16 protein-coding genes and 5 pseudogenes are annotated in these 23,820 nt (G+C 67.6%); 13 read left to right on the forward strand and 8 right to left on the reverse strand.

Annotated elements, in window-relative coordinates; all coding sequences use genetic code 11:
* Positions 1–132: 132 nt before the first annotated feature.
* From ABZT17_RS09700 to ABZT17_RS09710, 3 genes are read right to left on the reverse strand one after another with little or no spacing between them, the layout of a single operon-like run.
* Positions 133–1,152 (reverse strand): VOC family protein, encoded by a 1,020-nt coding sequence (locus ABZT17_RS09700; protein WP_356345976.1) that lies wholly within the window; start codon positions 1,150–1,152, stop codon positions 133–135.
* The gene (locus ABZT17_RS09705; RefSeq protein ID WP_356345979.1) at positions 1,149–2,024 is read right to left on the reverse strand and encodes an alpha/beta hydrolase; all 876 of its coding nucleotides are present in this window, start codon (positions 2,022–2,024) and stop codon (positions 1,149–1,151) included. The genes ABZT17_RS09700 and ABZT17_RS09705 overlap by 4 nt, the downstream gene beginning before the upstream one ends.
* 13 nt (positions 2,025–2,037) lie before the next feature.
* Positions 2,038–3,642, reverse strand: a complete 1,605-nt coding sequence (locus ABZT17_RS09710) for a bifunctional 3-(3-hydroxy-phenyl)propionate/3-hydroxycinnamic acid hydroxylase (RefSeq protein ID WP_356345981.1) — start codon at positions 3,640–3,642, stop codon at positions 2,038–2,040.
* A gap of 152 nt (positions 3,643–3,794) precedes the next feature.
* Between ABZT17_RS09710 and ABZT17_RS09715 the strand changes: the two genes are divergently transcribed.
* The 5 genes and pseudogenes from ABZT17_RS09715 to ABZT17_RS09735 all read left to right on the forward strand — a co-directional run.
* Positions 3,795–4,427 carry a TetR/AcrR family transcriptional regulator gene (locus ABZT17_RS09715; RefSeq protein WP_356345983.1) on the forward strand — a complete coding sequence of 211 codons (633 nt, stop codon included), beginning with the start codon at positions 3,795–3,797 and terminating at the stop codon, positions 4,425–4,427.
* Positions 4,424–5,209 carry a fumarylacetoacetate hydrolase family protein gene (locus tag ABZT17_RS09720; RefSeq protein WP_356345986.1) on the forward strand — a complete coding sequence of 262 codons (786 nt, stop codon included), beginning with the start codon at positions 4,424–4,426 and terminating at the stop codon, positions 5,207–5,209. Before ABZT17_RS09715 ends, ABZT17_RS09720 begins: the two co-directional genes overlap by 4 nt.
* 248 nt (positions 5,210–5,457) lie before the next feature.
* Positions 5,458–6,507 (forward strand): amidohydrolase family protein, encoded by a 1,050-nt coding sequence (locus tag ABZT17_RS09725; RefSeq protein WP_356345989.1) that lies wholly within the window; start codon positions 5,458–5,460, stop codon positions 6,505–6,507.
* A 14-nt stretch (positions 6,508–6,521) separates the two neighbouring features.
* Complete coding sequence (locus ABZT17_RS09730) at positions 6,522–8,081, forward strand: MFS transporter (protein ID WP_356345992.1); 1,560 nt, start codon at positions 6,522–6,524, stop codon at positions 8,079–8,081.
* A 489-nt stretch (positions 8,082–8,570) separates the two neighbouring features.
* Positions 8,571–8,669 (forward strand): annotated as a pseudogene (locus ABZT17_RS09735) (S24 family peptidase); the annotation flags it as partial.
* A 140-nt stretch (positions 8,670–8,809) separates the two neighbouring features.
* Here the strand turns inward: ABZT17_RS09735 and ABZT17_RS09740 are convergent.
* Positions 8,810–8,960, reverse strand: a pseudogene (locus ABZT17_RS09740) (IS5/IS1182 family transposase); the annotation flags it as partial.
* Between the two features lie 221 nt (positions 8,961–9,181).
* On the opposite strand from ABZT17_RS09740, the gene ABZT17_RS09745 reads away from it, so the two are divergent.
* The 4 genes from ABZT17_RS09745 (at position 9,182) to ABZT17_RS09760 (ending at position 14,767) form a co-directional block, all read left to right on the forward strand.
* Positions 9,182–9,388, forward strand: a complete 207-nt coding sequence (locus ABZT17_RS09745; protein WP_356345995.1) for a hypothetical protein — start codon at positions 9,182–9,184, stop codon at positions 9,386–9,388.
* Positions 9,389–9,839: 451 nt separating this feature from the next.
* On the forward strand, positions 9,840–11,036 hold the full coding sequence (locus ABZT17_RS09750; protein ID WP_356345997.1) for a hypothetical protein: 1,197 nt from the start codon (positions 9,840–9,842) through the stop codon (positions 11,034–11,036).
* Positions 11,033–12,208: a caspase family protein gene (locus tag ABZT17_RS09755; RefSeq protein ID WP_356345999.1), complete on the forward strand. Its 1,176-nt coding sequence runs from the start codon at positions 11,033–11,035 to the stop codon at positions 12,206–12,208. The genes ABZT17_RS09750 and ABZT17_RS09755 overlap by 4 nt, the downstream gene beginning before the upstream one ends.
* 51 nt (positions 12,209–12,259) lie before the next feature.
* Positions 12,260–14,767 carry a S8 family serine peptidase gene (locus ABZT17_RS09760; protein ID WP_356346002.1) on the forward strand — a complete coding sequence of 836 codons (2,508 nt, stop codon included), beginning with the start codon at positions 12,260–12,262 and terminating at the stop codon, positions 14,765–14,767.
* A 253-nt stretch (positions 14,768–15,020) separates the two neighbouring features.
* On the opposite strand, the gene ABZT17_RS09765 is transcribed toward ABZT17_RS09760, so the two are convergent.
* From ABZT17_RS09765 to ABZT17_RS09775, 3 genes are read right to left on the reverse strand one after another with little or no spacing between them, the layout of a single operon-like run.
* Entirely contained in the window at positions 15,021–15,587 is a 567-nt protein-coding gene (locus ABZT17_RS09765; RefSeq protein ID WP_356346004.1) for a DUF6262 family protein, read from the reverse strand.
* Entirely contained in the window at positions 15,584–18,067 is a 2,484-nt protein-coding gene (locus tag ABZT17_RS09770; RefSeq protein ID WP_356346008.1) for a hypothetical protein, read from the reverse strand. Before ABZT17_RS09770 ends, ABZT17_RS09765 begins: the two co-directional genes overlap by 4 nt.
* On the reverse strand, positions 18,067–18,897 hold the full coding sequence (locus tag ABZT17_RS09775; RefSeq protein WP_356346010.1) for a tyrosine-type recombinase/integrase: 831 nt from the start codon (positions 18,895–18,897) through the stop codon (positions 18,067–18,069). The genes ABZT17_RS09770 and ABZT17_RS09775 overlap by 1 nt, the downstream gene beginning before the upstream one ends.
* A gap of 672 nt (positions 18,898–19,569) precedes the next feature.
* Between ABZT17_RS09775 and ABZT17_RS09780 the strand changes: the two genes are divergently transcribed.
* The 3 genes and pseudogenes from ABZT17_RS09780 to ABZT17_RS09790 form a co-directional block, all read left to right on the forward strand.
* Positions 19,570–19,800 (forward strand): UTRA domain-containing protein, encoded by a 231-nt coding sequence (locus ABZT17_RS09780; protein WP_356346012.1) that lies wholly within the window; start codon positions 19,570–19,572, stop codon positions 19,798–19,800.
* A gap of 4 nt (positions 19,801–19,804) precedes the next feature.
* Positions 19,805–20,110, forward strand: a pseudogene (locus tag ABZT17_RS09785) (transposase); the annotation flags it as partial.
* A 34-nt stretch (positions 20,111–20,144) separates the two neighbouring features.
* Positions 20,145–20,510: pseudogene (locus tag ABZT17_RS09790) on the forward strand (transposase); the annotation flags it as partial.
* A 33-nt stretch (positions 20,511–20,543) separates the two neighbouring features.
* Here the strand turns inward: ABZT17_RS09790 and ABZT17_RS09795 are convergent.
* Positions 20,544–20,759, reverse strand: a pseudogene (locus tag ABZT17_RS09795) (hypothetical protein); the annotation flags it as partial.
* Positions 20,760–21,015: 256 nt separating this feature from the next.
* Between ABZT17_RS09795 and ABZT17_RS09800 the strand changes: the two are divergent.
* Positions 21,016–23,790, forward strand: a complete 2,775-nt coding sequence (locus ABZT17_RS09800) for a hypothetical protein (RefSeq protein ID WP_356346014.1) — start codon at positions 21,016–21,018, stop codon at positions 23,788–23,790.
* Positions 23,791–23,820: the final 30 nt, after the last annotated feature.

Below are 23,820 nucleotides of genomic sequence, written 5' to 3' on the forward strand. Positions count from 1 at the left end.
TGAGCCCTCGCTGAAGCAGCGATGCGACGAATGCTCGACCGGGCGGGAGAGGCGGACGGCGCGGTTCCCCGCCCTGCCGTGGAGATTGGCGGGTACGGTCACCCCGGTGGTGGTGAAGTGACCGTACCCGGGTCAGTCGTCCGCGATGCCCGCACCGCTGAGCGCGGGCACGGTGTCCTCGGAGCGGGCCAGGGAGCGGGCACCGAGGCGGAACTGGTTGAGTTTGTCGACAATGGTCTGGCCGACAGGGAGGTGCCCCCAGACGCTGATGCCCTGGTGGGTGGTGGGTTCCCAGGTGGTCTCGTCGACGACGATGGGGTTCCAGCCCACTTCCCACTCGAAGCCAGAGGGGGTCCGTGCGTAGTAGGAGAGTTCACGGTCGTTGGTGTGCTGGCCGACGGACAGGGCCATGTCGAATCCGAGTTCGTGCACGCGCTGGTAGCTCTGGGCGACGTCGTCGAGGTTCGCGGCCTGGATGTTGAGGTGCTGGACGCGGGTGCGGATCGGGTCGATGGGCAGGCCGCGGGTGGTGGCGATGGCGACGGAGTGGTGGCGTTCGTTGACGCGCAGGAAGCGGATCTTGAGTTTGACTCCGCTGATGGTCTCGTCGATGTAGTCGGTCAGGCGGGCGTCGAAGACCGTGTTGAAGTAGCTGCGGATCTGTGTGGGCTTCGTCGAGGTCAGCGCGATGTGTCCCATGCCCGAGTCCCCGGTGACGAAGCCGGAGGCGAGCATGCGCAGCGGCTCGGCAGAGGTCACCGGGGTGGTGTAGATCTCCTGGGTGATGCCCTTGGGGCCGGGGAAGCGCAGCAGGCGTTCGACGCCGCGCAGCTTTGCCTCCTCGTCGGTGCCGGCGGTGAGGGGGACGCCGTGGGCGCGGATGCGGGCCTCGATCTGTTCGAAGGCGGTGTGGTCGTCGATGTGCCAGCCGGTGGCGACGACGTCCTCCGCGGGTCCGCGCCGCAGCAGGAATCGGCACTCCTGGTCGTCGAGCCGGAAGCGCATCAGGTCACGGGAGAGGGCGTCGTGGTGCATGCCGATGGCGTCGGTGCCGAAGCGCTGCCAGTCGGTGAAGCGGTTGGTCTCGATGACGATGTAGCCGAGGTGGACGGCTCCGAAGACGGAGGCGCCGTTGGTCGCTGCGGTGCTCATCGGCGGCCTGCCAGGAAGTCGGCGCACAGCCGGTTGAACAGTTCGGCGCGCTCGAACTGAACCCAGTGGCCGGTGTTGGCGACCAGGTACAGGTCGCAGTTGGGCATGCGCTCGGCCAGCATCCGGCCGCCGGACGGCCGGTTGACCTTGTCCTGTGCTCCCCACAGCACCAGCGTGGGCACGGGCAGCCGGGACAGGCGCGCATCCCGGGTGAAGTCCATCTTCCGCAGGGTCCGCAGGGCATGGGGTCCCGAAGGCCGACGCAGCGGCGGAGCGGCGATCACCTCGGGGTCGATGCTGGCCTGGTAGCGCTCGTCGATCACGGCGTCCGGCACGTCGGCGGCGTTGAAGACGAGATAGTTGCGAATGAACTTCTCCAGCTTCGAGCGCGAGGGCCCGTCACCGGTGTAGTAGTTCAGCAGGCTGTTGAGGCCGGGGGTGGGCAGGGCGCGGGTGGTGCCGATGCCGCCGGGGCCCATGAGGACCATGCGCTCGACCCGGTCGGGTGTGTCCAGGGCCAGGCGCAGGGCGCAGGCGCCGCCGTAGGAGTTGCCCACCAAGTGGGCTTTATCCAGGCCGAGTTCGTCGAGCAGTCCACGGATGCCTTCGGCCAGGTATCCGAAGGGGTCGGTGCCGTCGACGCCCTTGGTGCTGCGTCCGTAGCCGGGCAGGTCGGGCACGATGACCCGGGATTCCTTGGCCAGCTCCGCGATGTTGCGGGCGTAGTTGGAGACGCCTGAGGCTCCTGGGCCGCCGCCGTGCAGCAGCAGGACGGGCGGGCCGTCTCCGGTCTCCTTGGCGAAGATCTTCATGCCGCCGATGTCGTACGTGGTCTCCTGCATCGTCGGCAGGCCGGTGGGTGTCCTGGTCATGATGCCGGTGTCCTCACTGGGCGGTGGAGGCGGTCGGGCGGGAGGTCGTGGACGGGGCGAAGCCGTGGGGTGGGGGAGGGAGCGGGGTACTTGCGGAAGCCGCGGCGTAGACGTAGGCGTCGGGGCGCAGGGCGAGCGTGGTGGCGCCGTGCCTGGTCATCCAGGGCAGCAGGATGCCGTCGCTGTCGACGAGGGTGCCCTCGGCGGGCCGGGAGCCGACGGCGGTGACCGTCAGGGAGGGGATGCCCGAGGGCCAGGCGGGCTGGGGTGTGGCCGTGCCGGCGTGCAGGAGGAGCCATCGGCCGCCGAGTGCGTCGTCGAGGCGGACGCGGGTGCCGTCGGGGCCGGTGACCCAGGGCTGCGGGACCTGGTGGCCGGTCGCGCGGGTGCGGGGGCGGGCTTGGAGGCCGTCGTCGTACCGGGCGACGGGGATCCAGTTCGAGTCCTGCAACCAGTCGCCAAAGCCCGGTATACGGTCCAGGGCGCGCAGGGCGCCGTTGCGGACGCGCGCGAGAGGCAGGCGGCGTTCCGTGATGATCCGGCCGACGAACACCGCCCGCTTGGTGACCTCCTTGACATGCGGCTTGCGCTCGGCCTCGTAGCTGTCGAGCACCGCCCCGGGCAGTTCGCCGCGCAGGACGGCATCGAGCTTCCAGCAGAGGTTGGCCACGTCGCGCACGCCGGCGGCCATACCCTGGCCGATCCACGGGGGCATGGCGTGGGCGGCGTCGCCCGCGAGGAAGACCCGGCCCATGCGGAAGCGGGTGGCGAAGCGGACGTGGTGGCTGTAGACGGTGGCGCGCAGGACCTCCACGCTGTCGCGGGAGATGCCGTACCTCGCCACCAGCCGGTACACGGCCTCCTCGGTGGTCAGCTGTTCCTCGTCGTCGCCGGGCAGGATCGGGAACTCCCACCGGTGGTGTCCGAGTGGGGTGGGACAGTCCACGGCGGGACGGGCCGGGTCGCAGTGGAAGCGCAGCTTGTCGTGGTCCGGCCAGGGCTTGAGCATCTTCGTGTCGATGACCACCCAGCGGTCCTCGTACGTCCTGCCCTCGTAGCCGATGTTGAGCTGGGCGCGGGTGAGGCTGGAGCCGCCGTCGGCCGCGATCACGTAGGAGGCGCGCAGGCGGTGGACGGAGTCGTCGGCCGTACCGACCACCGTCAGTTCCACCCCGTCGGCGTCCTGGCGCAGGCGCAGACATTCATGGCGCAGCAGCACGCGCACATTGGGGTACCGGTCGACTCCGTCGCGCAGGACCTGCTCCAGAGCGGGCTGGTAGATGAACATCTGCGGTGGATGGCCGTGGCCGCGGGGGCTGGGGCGCGCGCTGAGGAACGCGCGGCCGTTGGCGTCGACGAAGTCGACGGGCCGTTCGGTCAGCATGTCCCGCTTGAGCCGCTCGGCCAGGCCGATCCGCTGCCAGATGCGGACAACCTCCTCGTCGGTGGAGATGGCCCTGGCGCGGCTGAAGATCTCCGCGTCGCGCTCCAGGACGACGACGCGCAGGCCCATGGCGCCCAGCAGGTTCGCGGCGGTCACGCCCGTGGGCCCGTAGCCGATCACCGCCACGTCGTAGTCACTGTTCTCAGAATCTGTTCCGGCCCTGATCGCACTCACACCAGGCCACCTCACTGTCTTTCATGTTGCGCGGCTCTTGTTCGCGGCTCTTGCTGTAACGCTCACTCCAATTGGAGCGGGTGCTACGGTATGCTTGCGGCCGAAGACGGTCAAGAGCCGACGTCAGTCGCACAGAGGAGGCATCACCTGCCATGGCGAGGCCACAGACGACCCGCAAGAAGCGCGCGAACGGGGTGGAATCGCGGCAGCGCATCCTCGACGCCACCGTGGAGATCGCGGGCGAGCGAGGGTACGAGGGCACGTCGATCGCGGCGGTCAGCGCCAAGTGCGGACTGCCCGCCAGCTCGATCTACTGGCACTTCAAGGACAAGGACGACCTGATCGCCGCGGTCATCGAGCGCAGCTTCGACACCTGGCTGGCCGCGGTCGTGCTCCCGGGCGAGGAGACGGGCACTCCGCTGGAGCGGATCACCGTCATGGCGGGCAACGTGGCGAAGTCACTGGTCGACGCCCCTGACTTCCTCCGCCTGGGGCTTATGCTCGCCCTGGAACGGCGCCCGACCGAACCCCGTGGCCGGACGGTGTTCCTCCAGGTCCGCACCATCGCGCACGCGAAGATCGCCGAGGTGGCCGAAGCGCTCTTCCCCGAACTCGGCGAGGAGGACGTCCACAACCTGGCGACCTACACCGTCGCGGGCGCTGACGGACTGTTCGTCCATCGGGAGATCACCGGAGATGCCGTCGACCTGGTGGCGATGTTCGAACTGCACGCCCAGTTGGTCTACGAGGCGGCTAAGCGCCTGGCAGCCAGGAGCAAGGCGTGAACCCGCCCGAACGACGCGCGGTGGCCGCCCGACGGCTGCGCGAGGCCGAACGCCACGCGGCACCCGTCGAACCGCTCTCCGTGACGCTGCCCGGCCTCGATCTCGCCGACGCCTACGCCGTGCAGCAGGACAACATCGCCCACCGACTGACCGCCGGTGCGACGGTGATCGGACACAAAGTGGGTCTGACCTCTCCCGCGATGCAGCACCTGCTCGGCGTGCACGAGCCGGACTTCGGACACCTGCTGGACGACATGGTCCAGCGCGACGGCGGCACCGTACGTGCCTCCCGCTACTGCGCCCCGCGCGTCGAACCCGAGATCTGCTTCCGCCTCGCCCGGTCACTGCGCGGCCCCGGCGTAACCACCGGGGACGTGCTGGCCGCCACCGAGGCGGTCGCTCCCGCACTGGAGATCGTCGACAGCCGCATCCGAGACGGGCGGATCACCCTGGTCGACACCGTCGCGGACAACGCCAGTTCCGCGGGGCTGCTCTGCGGCTCCTGGACGCCGATGGAATACGCGCCCGACCTCGCGGCGGTCACCGTCGATCTGCATGTCAACGGGGACCACGTGGCCTCCGGCAGCGGCAAGGATGTCCTGGGCCACCCGGCCGCCGCGGTCGCCTGGCTGGCCAACACCCTCGCCGGTTTCGGTGCCGGACTGGACCCCGGACACGTGATCCTGCCCGGCGCCATGACCACCGCCCCCTTCGTCAGCGCCGGACAGAAGACGGTGGCCCGTTTCGGGGCCCTCGGCTCGGTCTCGGTGTCCTTCGTCTGACCAATCGTCCGCCCTCCCGCCTGAGACATCGAAGGTCAGGTTCCCGATCCGCCTCCCCAGTCCCGACCCCGATCCTCTCTCCCGGTCATCCGGATGGTCCTCGGTCATCGCCACGCCGGATTCCGTGACTGCTTCCGGGCGTCGACGCCCATAGCCTGCTCGTCGCGCGGTCGGCAGTGCATGGTCGGCGGCTGGAATGACCGACTTCCACGCCGTAGCGCGCAGACCCGCATGAAAGGCCCCGTCACATGTCCCCTTCGGCACAACGCATCGACGTCCACCAGCATGTGGTGCCCGACTTCTACCGGGTGGAGCTCGCCAAAGCCGGAATCGCCGAAGCCGGCGGCCGGGCGCTGCCCGACTGGAGCTCCCAGTCCGCGCTGGAACTGATGAACCTGCTCGGCACCACCACCTCGATCCTGTCCGTGTCCACACCCGGCTCCAGCTTCCTCGGCAACCCCGGCGAAGCCGCCGACCTGGCCCGACGACTCAACGACCACTCCGCGTCCCTGAGCGCCGACCACCCCGGCAGTTTCGGCTTCTTCGCCACCCTGCCCATGCCCGACGCCGACGCCTCCGCCGCCGAAGCCACGCGGGCACTGGACGATCTGCACGCCGACGGCGTCACCCTGCTCGCCAACAACCAGGGCAGCTACCTCGGATCCGACGGCCAGGACCGGTTGTGGCACACACTCAACGACCGTGGCGCGGTGGTCTTCGTGCACCCGGCGGAACTACCCGCACCACCCGTCGACGGCATTCCCCCCTTCGCCGCCGACTTCCTGCTGGACACCACCCGCGCCGCGTATCTCCTGGTCCGCAACGGCATCCCGCGCCGCTACCCGCACATCCGGTTCATCCTCAGCCACGCCGGCGGCTTCGTCCCCTACTCCTCGCACCGCATGGCCGTCACCATCGCCAACGACACCGCGCGCAGCCCGCTCGACGTACTGGACGACTTCCGCTCCTTCTACTTCGACACCGCCCTGTCCTCCAGCCCCGCCGCCCTACCGACCCTGCTCGCCTTCGCCCGGCCCGGACACGTCCTCTTCGGCAGCGACTGGCCGTTCGCCCCCACTCCCGCCGCGCAGTATTTCGCCAACGGCCTCGACGGCAACGTCGACCCGGGCATGCTCAAGGCCGTCAACCGCGCCAACGCCGAAACGCTCTTCCCCCGTCTGACCGCCGTCCCCCCACTCCCGGCCCCATCGCTTCCGGCCCCTGTGCGCCTGCGCCAGGCAGCCCAGCGCACCGCCGCACGCCTTGTCTTCAAGCTTCTCCAGCCCGGCACCGACTAAAGACAGGTCCCCCGATGTCCACAGCCCCGCTCCGCAAATCCGACGATCAGAGCGAAGTCACACAGGACGCCGTCGCGACCGGCCGGGCCGGCCACCACGGCGTCCTCTTCGCCATGTGCCTGTCCCTGGTCCTGGTCGTCGCCTCCGTCTCCGCGCTCAACCTCGCCCTGCCCGACCTGGCCATCGACCTGTCGGCGGCCAACAGCTCGCTGACCTGGATCGCCGACGGCTACACCGTCGCCCTGGCCGCTCTCGTCCTGCCCCTGGGTGCCATCGGTGACCGGGTCGGTCGCCGCAACGTCCTCCTCGCGGGCACCGTCGTCTTCGGCGCCGCCTCCCTGGCCGCCTCCTTCGCGGACTCCACCACCACCCTCATCATCTGGCGGGTCGTCATGGGGCTGGGAGCCGCGATGATCATGCCGGGCACGCTGTCCACGATCACGGCCGCCTTCCCTCCCGAGCAGCGAGCCAAGGGCGTGGCCACCTGGTCAGGGTTCGCTGCGGCGGGCGCCATCATCGGCATGCTGGCCGCGGGAACCTTGCTGGAGTGGTACTCATGGCGGGCGATCTTCATCACCAGCGCCGCAGCCGCCCTCGGCGCCGCCGTCGCCGCCCTCGTCCTGGCGCCCGACACCAAGGACGAGCACCCGTCCCCGCCCGACGTGTCCGGGGCCGTGTGCACTGCCCTCGGTATCGGCACCCTCGTCTTCGCCATCATCGAGGGCAACGAGCAGGGCTGGACGGAGCCAGCGGTGATCGCCGCACTCGTCGTCACCGTGCTGGCCTTCGCTGCGTACGCCTGGCTCGGCCTGCGAAATCAGCACCCGCTGCTCGACCCCGCGCTGTTCGGCATCCGCGGCTTCCGGGCCGGCGCGATCACCGTCCTCGTGCAGTTCATGGCCGTCTTCGGGTTCTTCTTCGTCGGCCTGCAGTACCTGCAGCTGATCCTCGGCTACAGCCCGCTCAAGGCCGCCGCCGCCCTCGTCCCCGTCGCCGTCGTCGTCCTGCCCACCTCCCAGGCCACCCCTCGCCTCGTGCGACACGTCGGCATGAAGGCCACCATGACCGTCGGCCTGCTCCTGCTCAGCGCCGGCCTGTTCGTCATCTCCCTCCTCGACGTCGGCTCCGGCTACCTGCCGTTCCTCGGCGGTCTCGTCCTCGCGGGCTTCGGCATCGGTCTGTCCGGATCCGTGGGCACCGCCGCCATCACCGGCTCACTCGGCCGCGGCCAGCAGGGAGTCGCCTCCGCGATGAACGACACCACCCGCGAGGTCGGCTCCGCTGTCGGCATCGCCCTCATGGGCTCGATCTACGGCAGCCACTACCGCTCCAACCTGCCCGACTCTCTCAACCAGCTCCCGGCCGAAGCCTCCGAGGCTGCACGGGACTCCGCCGCTGCGGGCCTCCATGTCGCCGATCAGCTCGGCGCCCGGGGCGCAGCCCTGGCAGACGGCGTCAAGTCCGCCTTTATGGACGGCTTGTCCGCCTCCCTCATCGCCGTCGGCATCATCGTTCTCACCGCAGCGATCGGGTGCCTGCTCCGCGCCCCCAAGACACCGCCGACATCCGACTAAGTGAGCGAAGGCCCCCATTTGTCGCGTCACCAGCAGCCGACGTGAGGACGGTTCTCCCTACCGATCCCAAGACGCGGCACGAACGGGGGCCGATAGGTCACCTTCGACTGCGCAGGACCCGTAGCGGATGCAGTCGACAACGCCCGTGGCGAGTGAGAAGCCCCCGAGCGGGCATGGAGCGGGTTCGGCCCGCATGGCATCCGGACGGCGCCGCCGGCCTCTCCGCGCTTGCCCATGATGCCGCGTTTCGCCGCCCGGCGGACGTCTGGGTGGGCCTCGCAACGGCCTTCACCGGCGTCGTCGGGTGAGGTCAGGAACCGAAGCGTGGGCGGCCACTAACGGCACTTCCGGTACCGCGCTACTCACCCCCGGAGGAGGCCACCGCCTCGAAAACCCGCGAACCCACGCCAGGCCGCACCCGACCGGTGGCAGTCTGGCGCGGGTTCCCGGCCTGAGTCCTCCGAGATTCGGCTAACTTGTCGGTTTCCCGTGGTCGGCGACTCCATGGTCGACGCGGCGATCTGTGACGGGGACATCGTCGTGGTGCGGAAGATGGACAGCGCCGACCACGGCGACATCGTCGCTTCTAGCGGGGTCAACCGTCGTGCAGCGTGATCCGATGAGGATCTGTGCAGCTCAGCAGCAGCGGGAAGGACGCTACCGCGTGCAACAGGTGTGGCGCTATCACCCGATCAGGTAGGAGGTCCATTTCCCCGTTGTTTCATCCCGGTCTTCACGCTCTGCGCGTCGATCACGCACGCGGACAGTTCGCAGTTCCGGCCCTCCTGCTCGCGTACCAACTCCCGCAACAGGGCCGTTGAGCTAGGCGAAGACGCCATCCTTCTGCCACTTGGCGAAGTAGCCATAGACCGTGTTCCAGAAGGCGCACAACCTACGGGTTCGCCAGGAGGTCGGCCGCTGCCGGTGTCCTCGGCGCCATCCGCGACCAGCTGTGCCGCCGCATCTGTCTCGCCGCGGGCAAGACGCCCCCAGACCGCCTCAGTGATCGTGGACCTCCCAATCCGTCAAGGCATCCGAGACCGTCAGCATGGCGACGCGGGTGGGGCGGCGGGAAAAATCGCAGTCTCCTCCTGCGGGTCATGGTCACTCCCGCCGATGCCCAGAACTCGCTGGCGGCACGAGAGTTGCTGTTCTGGGCGAAGCAGTACCTCGACATCACCACCTACACGGTGCGGCGCCCACCAGACGCCAAGGGCTTCGTGGTTCTCACGCGCTGGGCAGTGGAACGGTACTGGTCGTGGATCGTGGGCCAGCCGTCACTGCCGCGACCACGAACGGCTGCCTGAGATGAGCGAGTCGCTGATCACGTGGGCGGCAAATCACGTTGATGACACGGCGGCTGACCCGCCGCAAGGCCTGTCCCGCCGAACGCCGCGACGTCGCCCACAGCTACGTGATACAGGAAGCTGCCTGACCTGCCGCCAGGGCCGTTTGCGGCAGCGGGGCATCAAGCTCGGGGCATGGATCGGCAACCAGCGCTCCCGGGCAGCAACCTCACCCCGGAGCAGGTGGAGTAACTCTCCAACATCGGCATGCGCTGGGCGAGGAAGGAGACGACCGATTGGGCAACAGAGGTGTGCCATCACCGCGCCACGTCCCCCTCTCGGACCTCTGTACGTCTCGGCTGGCGCCGATCCTGTCAGGGCGCGGAAGAGGAATCAGCGATCTATCCTGACGCTATGGGCCGACATGTCCAATATCCCAATTGGGCTTCCTCCGGAAGCTACGGGAGGCAAGATGCCCATCGTCTTCATTCATGGAGTCAACAACCGTAAGGGCCCTGGCTACGATCAGGTAGTAGGTACTCGCGACGCCCTTTTTCGAGACGTTTTCCTAGCAGCGGCAGGGCTGCCCGACACCGGTGTCATCAACCCGTACTGGGGTGACGCTGGGGTTCGTTTCGCCTTCAACCTCGATTCTGTCCCCACTGGCAGGGAACACGCTGTAACCCTTGGCTCCGCAGGGCAGGACTCCTTCTTCTTGCTGGCTGCTGCGGCATCCGCTGCAGCCCCAGAAGCTCCTTTTCCGGATGCTGTACTGCTCACCTTGGCGCGGCGAGACCTCGATTCCGCCCTCGATCTGCTGTACCTCGCCGCAGTGCATGTGGCTGAGGGCGACGAGGCTCAATCGGTGGCGCTGGCCGCCCCGCTGGCCCAGTACGCCCTCGCGCATAGAGCAGCTCCGCCGCCCTGGCTTGCGCTGACTGAACCGCCCACGCTCGTTGATGACGAGCAGTTCATCCGCCGCCTCCAAGAGGATCTTCAAGCCGCTGAACCTGAGCCAGCAGGGCCTCCTGTAGTAAGACTCGGCTTCATCGGGGAGGTGTGGGAGCGAGTGCGGGAAGGCGTCGATCGCCTGCACCACGAGGCGGCCGATTTTGTGGGAAAGTCCGCATGGAACGCCGCACGCGAGCTGCTCGTGCCCACAGTCCCCCGTTTTCTCGGTGATGTGTTCGTGTACCTCGAGGGACGCGGGAGCACGTCCGATCCCGGGCCAATACCGGACCGGGTGATGGCTGCCCTGCAAGAGGGCATGAGGGGGCGTACCGCAGATGACCCTTTGATCGTCGTTGGCCACAGCCTGGGTGGAGCGATCGCCTACGACATGCTGTCGAGCTTCTGTACGGACACGACCGCAGATGTTCTCTGCACAGTGGGCTCCCAGGTAGGACTTCTGGAAGAAATGAAGGTTCTCGCAGTAAGTGACGACGACACAACAGGGCGCAAGGTGGCGAAGCCGCCTAACGTCGAGCACTGGATCAACGTCTTCGACTACAACGACGTGCTGTCATACAAGCTGGAGCCGATCTTCGCCGACGTGATCGACTACAGCTATCCAAGCCATGACCTGCTCAGAGCCCATGGTGCTTACTTCGGGCAGCCATCGTTCTTCCAGCGTTTGGGCGTCCGTGTCCAGGAGGTACGGGGACGATGACCACGGTCCTCGACAAGCAGACGAGGGACGCAGCCCTGCACGCCTTCGTGATAGGTGTCGGCGCTTACAGACACCTGCCCGGTGGCTCAGGACCCTTGATGGCGAACACACTGGGACTTGAGCAGATCCAAGAGCCTCCGTTGTCAGCTCATGCTTTCCTGGACTGGCTTACCGGCGACTACCCTCATCCTTCAGGCGCGCCGCTGGGCAGCATCGAGCTGTTGATGTCGACAAGCGACGGCCCCTACAGATATGCCGGGCATGACATAGCGCCGGCAGACCTTCCCAACGCCCAACTCGCGGCCAGCAGTTGGATCAAACGCTGCAACGCAAACCAGGCCAACGTCGCCCTGTTCTACTTCTGCGGTCACGGCTTGGCTCGGGATCACCAGTATCTCCTCTTGGAGGACTTTGGGCAGGCTCCGCTGAATCCGATGTCGACGAGCATTGACCTCAACCGCATGCGGTACGGCATGGCCAGCTGTCAGGCGGATACTCAGGTTTTCATCACTGACGCATGCCGCCAGGTGAAATGGGACTTGAGGAAAATTTCTGACACCCTAGGAGACCCACTCATACCGCCTATCTGGGGGGGAAACACCGATAGGAACACGCCAGTCCTACTTGCCACCCGCAAGGGCGGTACCGCTCTCGGAGCGCCTGGGCAGGTCACATATTTCACGCAAGCACTTCTGGCCGCGCTCCGCGGCGCAGGGGGCGAGGACCCCGGGAACAACGACACGTGGGTGGTCCGCTATCGCAGGCTGGCAGATGCCGTTCAGGATCTTCTGACCTACGGCACCTTCGGTCCGGCCACAGGGGAGCGCCAGTGTTGCCGCACGGACGGCGAGTCGGAGAACGTGATTCTGGGCCACCTTCCTGGACCGCCCTTGGTGTCCCTCCAAATCGACTACGACCCTCCCGACAGCGCCAAGGTCGCGACCCTCAGCCTTGACTCATCTCACCGGAACTTCCACCAAACCAGGAAACAGATCGCCGGTCCATGGCAACTGGAGGCGCCGGCCTCTTGCTGGTACCAGCTTCAAGCCTCCTACCTTGATGGAACGTCTTGGTCACGCCCCGTAGCAGTACTGCCGCCGCTGCCTCGTGTGCCCGCGGTTCACACACGGCGGAGCAACGCCCCGTCAAACCCGGCACCTGACGCGCCGTGATTCGACACACATCCACGATCCAGGGGAAGCGCACAGGAAGTGGGGAATCGAATGGCGAACAGCCCCATGGACAGGCGCGCCTTCGGCGGGCAGCACGATCGGCCCACCGGCCAGGGCGCGGAGTACACAGGTCGATACCTGGTGCTGCTCGAACCAGATGACCTGGACAACGGGCTGAACGCGCTGCGTTCCTCCGCCGACATCGCGTCCGTCGAGCGTGTCGGAGGAAAAATTGAGGCCGCGAACGTCACCGACTTCCTTGAGCGCCCCGACGTCTCGGTGCTCTTCGAGGAACTCGGCGCCGCGGTCGTCGAAGTGCGGCCCGCGAAACGCCATGCGCTGGTGACCACGGCCGAGGCGACATCGTCGATCATCGCAGCGGAGCCGGAGCGCATCGTCTACGCCTCACCGATCACCGTCGCGACGCAGGCGCCGACCGAATTCTTCCCGGCATACCGCAGTGACGAGGACGTGGTCGCCCGCTACAACAGGGCCGCATCCGCCGCCTCCCAGGACCCGCCCTGGGACGAGCAGCAGTGGACCTGGGGCCTACAAGTGATCCGCGCCAACCTGTCCAACCTGTCCAACCTGACGGGCCGCGATGTGAAGATCGCCGTCCTCGACACCGGAGTGGACACCGACCACCCGGACCTAGCCGGCCGCATCGAGGCGGCGGCCTCCTTCGTACCTGGAGAGAGTGTCAAGGACTTCCACGGGCACGGCACACACTGCACCGGCACCGCCGCAGGTCCGGTCAACCCTCAGCAGGGACCCCGCTACGGCGTCGCCTGCGAGGCCCGGATTCTCGCGGCGAAGGTGCTGAGCAACGCGGGTACCGGCACCGACGGGCAGATCCTGGCGGGCATGGCCTGGGCCGTCGCCCGAGGCGCGCGAGTGATCTCCATGTCGTTCGGCGTCCCTGTCCAGCCAGGTGAGCTCTTCCCGCAGACGTACGAGAAGCTGGCCCAGCGCGTGCTCGCCCTCGGCACGGTGATCGTCGCCGCTGGGGGCAACCACAGTGAGCGACCTGGGTTCGTGGCGCCCGTCGATCGACCCGCCAACTGCCCCTCCATCCTCGCCGTGGGCGCGCTCGACAAGGCACTGACCACGGCATTCTTCTCCAACGGCAGCATCAACGATCAGTGGGGTGAGCTTAACGTCGCCGCGCCCGGCTGGCAGGTGCACTCGGCTGCCCCCGGGGGCGCGTACCAGCTAATGAGTGGCACCAGCATGGCCACGGCGCACGTCGCGGGTGCGGCCGCTTTGCTCGCCCAGGAGAACCCCAATGCCTCCGCGGTCGATCTCATGGCCAGTCTGCGCCGCTACTTCCCTCGGGACGGAAACCCGCTTCCGGCGGCCGTTCCCGTCATGAGCGCCCTCGCCGTGTTCCTGGAGGCACCTCACGCCCCCAAGGGGTCGATAGTGCCCCTCGAAGTTCTCGACCTGCAGACAGGGCACACCATCCACGCGCTGGCACACTGCGGAATGGTAACGAAAGTGGACGTGAAAGAGGGCCCCCTGTACGTTCAGGCCAAACTCGCCGACGGTCAGGTCCTCACAGCGTTCGCCGACATGCATGGCACCGCTCGTGTGACCCTGAAGCCGCACAGCACTGCACTTGAGGATGAACAGCTGTCGATGGATAACGCAGCAACCAGCAGCAATGCGTTCCCCGCCCTGGAACGTGAGGTGGCAGCGCTGTACAGCGGTAGCTGGGCTCGCCTGTGGCGCCTGGCAGCGGACCAGAAGTCTTGGACGCCGGTGCCATTCGAACCGATCGCTCTGGTACTGCGATCTGGAGCGCTGCAGTGGGGTGTGGACGAGGCTGGCGGATGTGCACTGCAAGTCGGCGGGGACCACATCGCGCACCGCTGCGTCCTTCTTCCCCCCACCGACCAGGTCACAGTGACTCTGACCTACACCGGTGACGATGAGCTGGGCTTCAACGCCGGATACGTATTGCAGGCTCACAGCGACGACGAGCGAGCCGAGGCACTGCTGGCCTACAACGCAGCTGGCCAACTTACAGCCGCGCAGATTATCGCGGACCACTACGATCCGCTCGCCGAAACCATGCTCTACGACAAGGTGTCCAGCCCCGTAGGGGCGATTGTCGGCGGATACCACCTGCTACGTTCACGCGCACTCGGACAAACGTGCGAATGGCCCAAAAATCTCGCTGACTGGTTCCCTCAACTGCCCGACGCCGCTGTCATCCGGATCGGCCAACTGCTACAAGCCTCAGAACCTGATCAAGATGAAGTGCGTGCCCGAATCCACCAGGCCCTAGACGTCGGCTTGCCTTCGTACACCGATGGTCTGCGGTGGCTGTACCGCGCCACCGAACTGCTGCTGGCAGCTACTCCCGAAAGCGAAGATGTTGCGGCCGCCTACCAACATCTTCGCCCATACGCCGACGCTGCCGATTGGGACGCGGTACTCACCAGCTTCCGCGGCGATCCGAATGAGCCAACGGTCGAACAGCACACCGGTCCTCTTGATGACCTTGAGAGAACGGAAAACACGGTACCCCTGGTACCTGTTCGTTACGCTTCGTAACATTTGCAGGTCCATGCGCCATGTACAGACGGGCTGTGACGTAGCCCCGCTTCTATGGCGTCGAGTCGCCTCCCTGCCACACCCCGAATCGACTGAGAGCAGCTGCGCAGCGTCGGGAAAGACCGGCGCTCCCCTCGCCTTCGGGGCCAAGGCTGAGAGCGGTCATGGCTCAGTTCTCAACCCTGTCCACAAACCAGCCGACCTGATCTTCGGGGTGGGAGGACAGATCCGTGACGGGCCCGCCCCAGGGGCCTCATCCACCGGTACTGCGGGCGGATTCGTCCTGGTTCCGGTCTCCACGCTGGTTGAGGGTCCGGGTCAGCTCACGGTTGGTTTCCCGGGCCGCCGCCAGATCGGCCTGGCTCTCTTCCAGGTCCTCGGTCAACTCGACGTTGCGCTGCTCGAGCCGCGTGATCGTTCGCTGCAGTTCCTCGATGTCGGTGGGAGCGCCGAGGCCCGACTCGCGCCACGTCTGCTCGCCCAGCTCCTGGGACAAGCGCTTCTCCAACTGTTGAATTCGTGCGGACAGGCGGACGGTGCGGGCCTGCGCGTTCGCGAGATCGGCCTGGAGCGAGGCCCTGCTCACCGCGGAGGCACCCGATGCGGGGTCCCGCTCGGCCGGCTCGAGCTCGGCAGCGTGGACCATGGCGAGCAGATCCCGGTGCCGGTACAGGAAGGTCCGGTCCACCCCGGCCTGACGGGCGATGCCCGAGACCGTGATGTGGTTCCCCTTCTGCGCCGCAGCGTTGACGGCCTTCACCACCCGCTGGCGGCGCCGGTCGCCATCCGCCTTGCGGCCGGCGCTCATCGCGGAGTTCATGCGGTCCTTCGCGGTCGGACGTCGGGCAAGGGCTGGGCGATGCGAGGCATCCCCAGCATCACGCTGCGCCCCCGGCGGATGACCGAGACCGCCTGCTGGATCTGCGCCTGCTCCTCCTCGGTGAGATCGCCGAGGTCAGCCTTGACGCGGTTGATCAGTCGACGGACCCGGCGGATCTCCTCCTGGGACGGCAATGCCTCGGTGCGTGCCCAGTCGTCCGCTTCAAAGGCGGACATCAGCTTCTCGCGGCTTCGTAGGAGGTCTGCGTGGTACGCCTCCAGGTCCGGCAGGTAGGAGACGTCGGTGTGGAAGTGTTCGCAGCCCAGGCAGCGGAAGCGCAGCGGGCAGCTGTGCCCGCCAGCCGCCACGTTCGTGGGTTCCCTGCACACGCCGTACGCCGTGGCGACTTCGCCGATCTCGCGCCGTACGTGCTCGGAGTCCAAGAGTCCCTGAACCTGGCGCCACACCCGCTTGCCGTGCCGGTCGAACTGCATGACCGCGACCCGGTCGATGGCCTCGCGTCGCCTGTCCTGGCCGATGCGGTAGTACGCCTGGCTGGTCTGTAGCTGGCGATGGTCCATGAGGTCCCTGAGGACCTCCGGCTTGACTCCCGCGTCGGCGTGCCGCTGGGCGAAGCTGTGCCGGTACGCGTACGGGAAGATCTTTCCCTTGTCGAACGGCAAGAGTTTCGTAACGGGTTCGCCATCCACTTCCACTTCGATGGGCACGAGGAAGTCGGGCAGTGCGCGGACCCAGTTCCGGTGCTGTTCCCAGATACCGGCGATGGGTTTGGTTCCCCACGGGTTGGCGACCGGAGACGGAAGCAACTTCAGCTCGGAGGAGGGAGTGTCGGGGAAGCGCCGTCGTACGCGTTCCTGCTGAGCGGTGACCACCGCTGCGGTCACTTTGGCGATCGGGAGCCTTCTGCCCAGCCGGAACGCCTTGTGGTTGTCGTAGAGGAGCACGGGGCTGCCGTCCGGATCTCGCTCAAGGCAGTCCAAGGGGAGCTGGCAGACTTCGTCGGGCCGACGGCCCGTGTCGATCAGCAGTTCCGTGCAGACCCGTACTTCTGTGCTGCTCATCTCCTCCAGGAGGTTCAGGTTGTCGCAGAGCTGCTGCATCACCTCGTCGGGCAGGTCCTTGCCGGCCTCGGTGTCCTCCGGGTCATCGGGCATGTCCTCGGGCCCCATGACGAATTCGGCCCGCAGACCTTCGAGGATCTCGCCCTTGCCTGTGAGGCCGAGGGTGCGCCACCGGTTCAGGATCTTGCGTACGGTCCGCGCCATGTAGAGGCGCTGGTGCGCGCTCAGCTGCCCGCTCTCCGTCTTGAAGGCGAGCCGGTTACAGAACGCGACGATGTCGCGTCGGTCGAGCAGCGCGACGATCTGCCCGCCGTCCTCGCGCTGGAGGCGCAGGCTCTTCGAGAGTTCCACGATCGCGTCGATCTGCCGCTGCAGCGTGCGCCCGCCGCGTTTACCGCGGCGCCGGGGCAGATCATCGGCGGCCCAGATCCTCATGGCCTCGCGGAGCGTGTCCTGGCGGATATCCGTAAAGTCGGCTGTACCGCCGAACCCGAAGATCGTGAGGTCCCATACGTCGCGTCGCGACTCCTCCTCCGGGGTCGCACCGAGCCGGCGGACGGTCCTGCGCATGGCCGTGACCAGCGAGACGGTGTGGGCCCGCAGCCCCGCCGCCTCCGGATCTTCGAGGCCGTCGAGGGTCTCGCACCGCAGGAGACGGAGACGGTCGCAGATCGCCCGCAGGTTGTGCCCGACCGTCCGCACGCCGTTCGCGGTGCGCTGCTGCACGCAGTACAGAAGCTCGGCGACCAGCCGTCGCGGAAGGCCCCGCATGCTGACCTCGCGTCCCATGTGGATTGGCGGAGTCGTCAGCCGCCACAGCTCCTCGTCGCCGTCGAAGGTGCCGGTGAGCTTCGCCTTGCTGAGCTTTTGCCGGTGCGCGTCGCAGTACAGCGTGCTCGGGGTGACCCGCTGACGCAGGCAGGCCGCCACTCCGCAGGCTCCATGGCCTGGAAGCGGCTGCGGGAAAGGGTGGACGAGGAACTCGTCGAGAGAGATCTTCAGCCGGTGTTTCCGCTGGTAGTGGTGGTTTTGGCACAGCGCTGCGGTCGGGCTCCGCCAGGGCCGCTCGCAGCCCGGCAGCCGGCACAGCTCCTGCCGGACGTGGACGACGTTGTACCGCTCCTGCGTGCCGAGGAAGTCCTCGACGCTCAGTCCCGACTTGTTCCATCGGATGCGACAGCCGGAGCACAAAGGGCCCCTGCTCTCGTACCCCTTGTCGCATCCCCGCACCTGGCACTCCGGCATCCCGATCACCGGGTGGTCCTGCGGATAAAAGAGAACACCCAACTCCCAGTCCCAGGAGATGAGTTCGAGGAACTCTGGATCCAGGGCCTCGACCAGTTCCTCGGTCCTCACAGCAGCCGCCGGCGGCCGCAACGGCAGGGGGATCGCCGACATCAGCGCTCACCTCGTCCGTACAGCTCCCGAGGAGACGGAACCCGTTCCACCGCCTCCCGCAGCCGGGCTCGATCCGGGATCACATAGGGACGGGCCGACTCGGGGTGTTTCTGCCCCAACAGGGCCTGGACCTCGTCGAGTTCGCCACCGGCGTCCGACACATTGCTGCCGAAGGCGCGACGCGCCATGTGCGGACCCACCTTCCTGGAAAGCCCCGCTCGCCGCGTCAGCCGCTCGAACAGCTCGTAGATCGCCTCCGGCGTCATCGGCGCTCCAAGCACCCCGCGAAAGAGGTTCACCAGCAGGAAGTCGCTGCCGCCAGCGCCGAGAAGGGCGAACCGCTCATCGGCGTACTGGTCGTAGGCCTGCACGACGAGGAAGTCCACGGGCTGAATCCAGGACTCCCGGGACTTGGACCAGGCACCGTTGGCGTTCTCCCGGCGCCGCACGTGGATGTGGGGCCCCTTGTAGTCACATCCGAGTGCACGCGAGTCCGCCAGCATGTGGCAGTCGGAGCGATGGAGGCCCGCCGCTTGTCCGCGCCGCAGACCCACCCGCCCCAGCAGCAGCACGACCAGTCGATCGCGGGCGCAGCGGCACTCCATGAACATGCCGACGATCTCCTCGTCGGAAGCCCGGTCGACCTCGGTCTCCGGCTCCTGGAGCCGGTGGCGGGCCCGGAGCCGGTAGAACAGCCCGGAATCCTCCCCCTGCGCCTCCGCCGGCAGGTCCCGGCTGTCGCCCAGTTCGTAGAGCTGCCCGAGTACGGACCGCGGTACCTCGGCGATCGAGACCGCGTACGAGAGGAACCCGCGGGTTGCCGAGAGCACGACGTTGATCCGGCGCTCGCGCCGAACCGGCGTGCCGCCCGGACCAGACTGGACAACGACGGGACCGTCGCCATTCGCTCGGGAGGGAGTGTGCCTCAGCCAGACGATGAACAAGCCGAGGTCGCGAGCGGCCTTCCTCCAGTCGCGGCCGGTTGCGCCGCACCACCGGAGGTAGAGCGCGGCGCCTCCCGCGTTCGTCTTGGTCGTGAGTTCGGCCCGGCTTCGGCCGAAACGCTGGTATCGCCCCCAGCTGTCGGCGACGGGGACGACTCGGAGGTCGTCATCAAGGACGGTCCAGTACCGCGTGCCCGAGGGCAGGACCACAGGAAAAGCCCGCATCTGTAACTCCGGTGCTCTGACGGATCATGCAACAACCCGCCACAGAGCCACACCCCGCGAGTACGAGCGTCCAAGCACCAACGAGGAACACTCGCACCACGTCACACCACACCTGTAGGAACCCCGTAGAACGTCGCTTCTCTGGGGTTCCAACGGCTGACATGCTGTGAAGCTCACATCGGCGCAGCTCAACGCTGGTGCTACGCAACCTAACCATTGCAACATGTGTGGCGCTATCGCCGGTTCGGGTGATCTGGGCACACCGAGATCAAGTTCGTTCGTGGGACGCCTGGTCGGGCTGGGCATTCGGGCTGATAGCCGACAACCCCGCCGATGGGTCACCGCCCTCTGACCTGGGACGAGACGATCAGCTCCCGCATGCCCACCCCCGTTGAGGCCAGACGGCTCCACCTGGCCAAGGGTGTCCCGCTGCTGCGGATCGTGCGGACGGCCGCCGGCCCGGACGGGACGGTGGTCGAGGTCAACGACACCCGCATGTCCGCCGACGACTTCGAGGTCGGATACGCCGTCACCCGCCACTCCGCAGCCCGCCTGCCGGGCTGAACTGCCGGCACGCGGCAAGCGGGGTTGGCCCCGGCGCAAGCCGGACACGTTGTACGCCGACCGCGGCTACGACCACGATGTGTACCGTCGCCGTCTGCGCGAGCGCGGCATCGTCCCGAAGATCGCCCGGCGCGGCGCGCCGTATGGCTCGGGTCTGGGCCGAGTCCACTGGGTCGTCGAGTCCGCTATCGCATGGCTCCACGGACCCCGCCGCCTACGGACCCGCTGGGAAACCCGAGACGACATATACGACGCCTTCCTCCAGCTCGCACACTGCATGACCCTCGCCCGTAAACACCCGGCTTTCTGAAAGCACCCTTAGCGCCGTGAGATGTCTTTCCCAGGTCCTGGCCTCGATGCCCGGCATCGGGGTCAGGACCGCCGCCCGGATCCCCGTCGACGTCGGTGACGCGAGTGCCCTCCCGAGCTCTGGTCACCTCGGCGCCTACGCCAGCCTGGCGCCCGTCGCCCGCGCCTCCGGCTCCTCGACCCGCGGCGAGTACTCCTCCCGGCGAGGCAACAAACAGTTCAAACGGGCCTTCTATCTCGCCGCGTTCGCGTCCCTGTCACAACTCGAGTCACGCGCCCATTACGACCGGAAACGACGCGAGGGCAAGCACCACGTCGCCGCCATCGTCGCACTCGCCCGACACCGCATCGACGTCCTCTTCGCCATGCTCAGAGACGGCACCTTCTACCAGCCACCGACCACCACAACCGGTCGACGAAGACCATCGGGGCACCTCTTGCCGGGCCTTCTCCGCCTCCTCGGCGGCCTTCTCCAGGTCGGCGAGCATGTCGGGGTCGAGGCGCATCCCGGCGGCGTCGTGGAGGGCCCGGACCGTGGCGGAGTCCACGCTGACCAGCTTCAAGTCCACCTCACCCCGCTTCGCGGCCTCCGTGATCGCGCCCTCCAGCAGGGCCTCGAAGACCCCGGCGTCCCTCCACTGCTGGAAGCGGACGGAGAGGGCTTCGCAGAGCACGGCTTGATTGCCCCGTCCGGTGGCGCTACGGCCGCGACGGCCTCCGCCCCCTCACCGGCCGCCCTCGACAACCCCCAGGACCGTTCCCACGACGACCGGCGGTAGGCCGACCGCCGGGCCGAGGAGAACGGCAGGCGGGGGCCAGTCGAGTGGTGTGGCCGCGCAAGGCGCCTGGAGGTGGAGGGCCGAGGGAACAGTCTTCCGGCAGGCATGAGTACCCGGAGGAGTTGGTATGGCGCTCGCTGTCACTCTCAAGAGCCGGGACGCGATTCCCGGCACGGTAGCGTACCAGGTGTGGTCCTATCAGGTGTCCGGGACCCCGGGCGAGTTGCCGAAGGATCAGCGGATCGCCCTCGGGCTGCCGACGGACATCGATGTGCGCGATCCGAGTGAGTACCCGACCGTGGCGGCGCTGGCGGGAACGTTCGTCGAGGACGATCCGAACGGCATCCGCCAGTACGTGGGCCGCACCGTGGGGACCGCGGGCTCCGCGGTCATCGCGTTCGTCGCTCCCTCGACGGACGCGACCTGCGAGGCCATCCTGGTGAAGGCCCCCACGGGGCAGGCGTGGGTCGCCCTGCCTTTCACTACGCTCGGTTCGTCGCCCAGCCACGTCCAGGTGCTTCCGGCGCCGCGGAGGGGCCCGGCCGTATTCAACGGCCGGCCACTGTCCGACTTCCGGGGCACCCTGCCGTACGCCAGCGAGGTGGTTGGCGTCTACCAGCCGTTGGTCGGCTGGCTGGGGGCGTTGAGCACGATGCGGGCGGCCGAGCGCGGGGGCGGCCAACCGGTGCCCAGCCGGGAGGCCTTCTCCAGTGACGCCGCGTCGACCCTCGACGACGGCACCTTCGCCGCCCTGGCCGAACAGGCCCAGGCGGTTGCGGGCTCGGTGTCGCCGATCGGGATGGTGAACCTGTTCCGCCAGTACTTCTTCGAGTTCGACAGCTTCCTCGGCACCCCCGCCGGTCACCTATGGCTCAGCCCCGGGGGCACGGTCGAGCTCGTCGAGACCAGCACCCGCCGCACCCTGGTCGAGAAGACCGCCGAACTGTCGGAGGAGACCACCCGCCAGACCGAGGAGACCCTCAGCAGCCAGGACGACGTGGCCGACGCCGTGAAGGAGTCAAACGCCAACAACACCAAACTCGGCGTCAGCGCCACGGGCGGCGTCAATGCGCCGATCTACCACGCCGAGGCCAGTGCCAACTTCAGCACGGACAGTACCGTCAGCAAGTCCTCTGAGGAGACCCACAAGCGCTCCCGCACCCAGAGCGCGAAGGTCAGCAGCCAGATCAAGCGGAACTTCAAAACCACGTTCAAGACGGTCACCGAGACCACGGATACATCGAGCCGCCGCTACGTCGTCCAGAACACGACCGCGAACCTGGTCAACTACGAGCTGCGGCGCAAGATGCGCAAAGTGGGGGTACAGATCCAACACATCGGCTCGCGGCTGTGCTGGCAGGTCTACCTGGACGATCCCGGTGCCTCCCTCGGACTCGGCGAGCTCGTCCACGTGGTCACCGCGCCTGACGTGACCGGCATCAAGAAGCCGGAGCCGCCCCCCGTGCCGCAGGCCAAGGTCGTCGAATTCACCGGACAGTTCCCCATCCTGAAGTACCCGGGGACCAAGGACGGGCCCGACGAGGACAACGCGGACTTCGTGTTCCTGGAGGGCCCGCCGCACGACCCGCCCTTCCAACCGGACGAGCCCAAAGGCCTGATGAGCTACGACCGGGCGCACCACATCATCGCCGAGGCGCCCTTCACCGCCGGGCCGCCGGCTCCGGGCTACTCGCTGGCGATGGCAGCGGTGAAGTCCGCGCAGTCAGGCGGGAAGCCGTGCAAGTTCGTCGCGCAGGAGTGCAAGGTCGAGAACGCCGCCGCGGGCCAGTTCCGGGTGACCGCGAAGTCCCTCAACGTCGGTGACATGAACGTCATCGACCTGACGTTCACTCTGACCTGGAATCCCCCGGCGACCGCGCAGGATCCCGCGCAGGCCCAGTACCTCGCGGACCTGGATGCGTACGAGGAGCAGGTCGGCCGTATCCAGCGCGAGGCGTACGCCAACGCCGTACGCGAGCGCCTGAAGCTGGTCAGTTCCGTCCGGCCCCGTTCGGCTGACGACCTGCGGACCGAGGAACGCCACAGGGTCTACCGGCAACTGCTCGACAAGATCACTCCACTCTTCGACGACCCGCACTTCAACGCCGAGATGCTCGCCCAGACCTTCGACGTCGACGAGATGCTCTACTTCGTGGCGCCGGACTACTGGAAGCCGCACCCGGACCCCGGCGACATCAGCGGGAACTCGATCAGCCGGAACCCGGTGCCGAGGCCTCCGTGGGTCCCGCAGCTTCCGGAGCCCGGTACCTGCTGGGTGGACCAGATCGCCGGTGAGACGGTGAGCGGTTGGTACACCCGGACCGGGAAGAGCCCGGACCCGGAACGGCAGCCGCAACCATCTTCCGAGGCGGCGGCAGCGGCCGACCTGTGCGACGCGCACCCCGAGTGGCGACTGAACTACCTGATCACCGAGGAGACCCTCCCCGCCCCCGTGGGTAGCTCACTGGGCTGGCGCATCCAGATCGACGGCGACCCGCGGCGCAACGAGTTCCTCAACGCGGCCTGGGTCAAAGCGGTGTTCCCCGTGCGGCCCGGTCACGAACTCCAGGCGATCCAGTGGCTGGACAGCACCATCGAGGGACATGCCGCGCTGGGACGTCCATACCCCTTCAACCCGAGCACCGACCCGCCGGAGTACCAGAACAAGTCGGTCGGCGAGGTGCTGAAGCTGCTCGCCCAGAAGCTGGCGGTCACCAACACGGACCCGACCAGGACGGTCGCCCAGGAGAAGGTCTTCGAAACCGGTTTCGATCCGCTCGCCGGCGGCTTCCAGCCCGCCCAGCCGTACCAGATCTTCGACCAGTGGGTCGAGGTGCTGCCAACGGACCAGATCGTCGCGGTGCCTGTGAGTTACGACCCGAAGACGGGCCAGCAGCTGTGAGGCCGGATCGGCAGCCCGTGGCTGGGGGTG

The organism is Streptomyces sp. NPDC005648 (assembly GCF_040605395.1).
Taxonomy (GTDB): Bacteria; Actinomycetota; Actinomycetes; order Streptomycetales; family Streptomycetaceae; genus Streptomyces.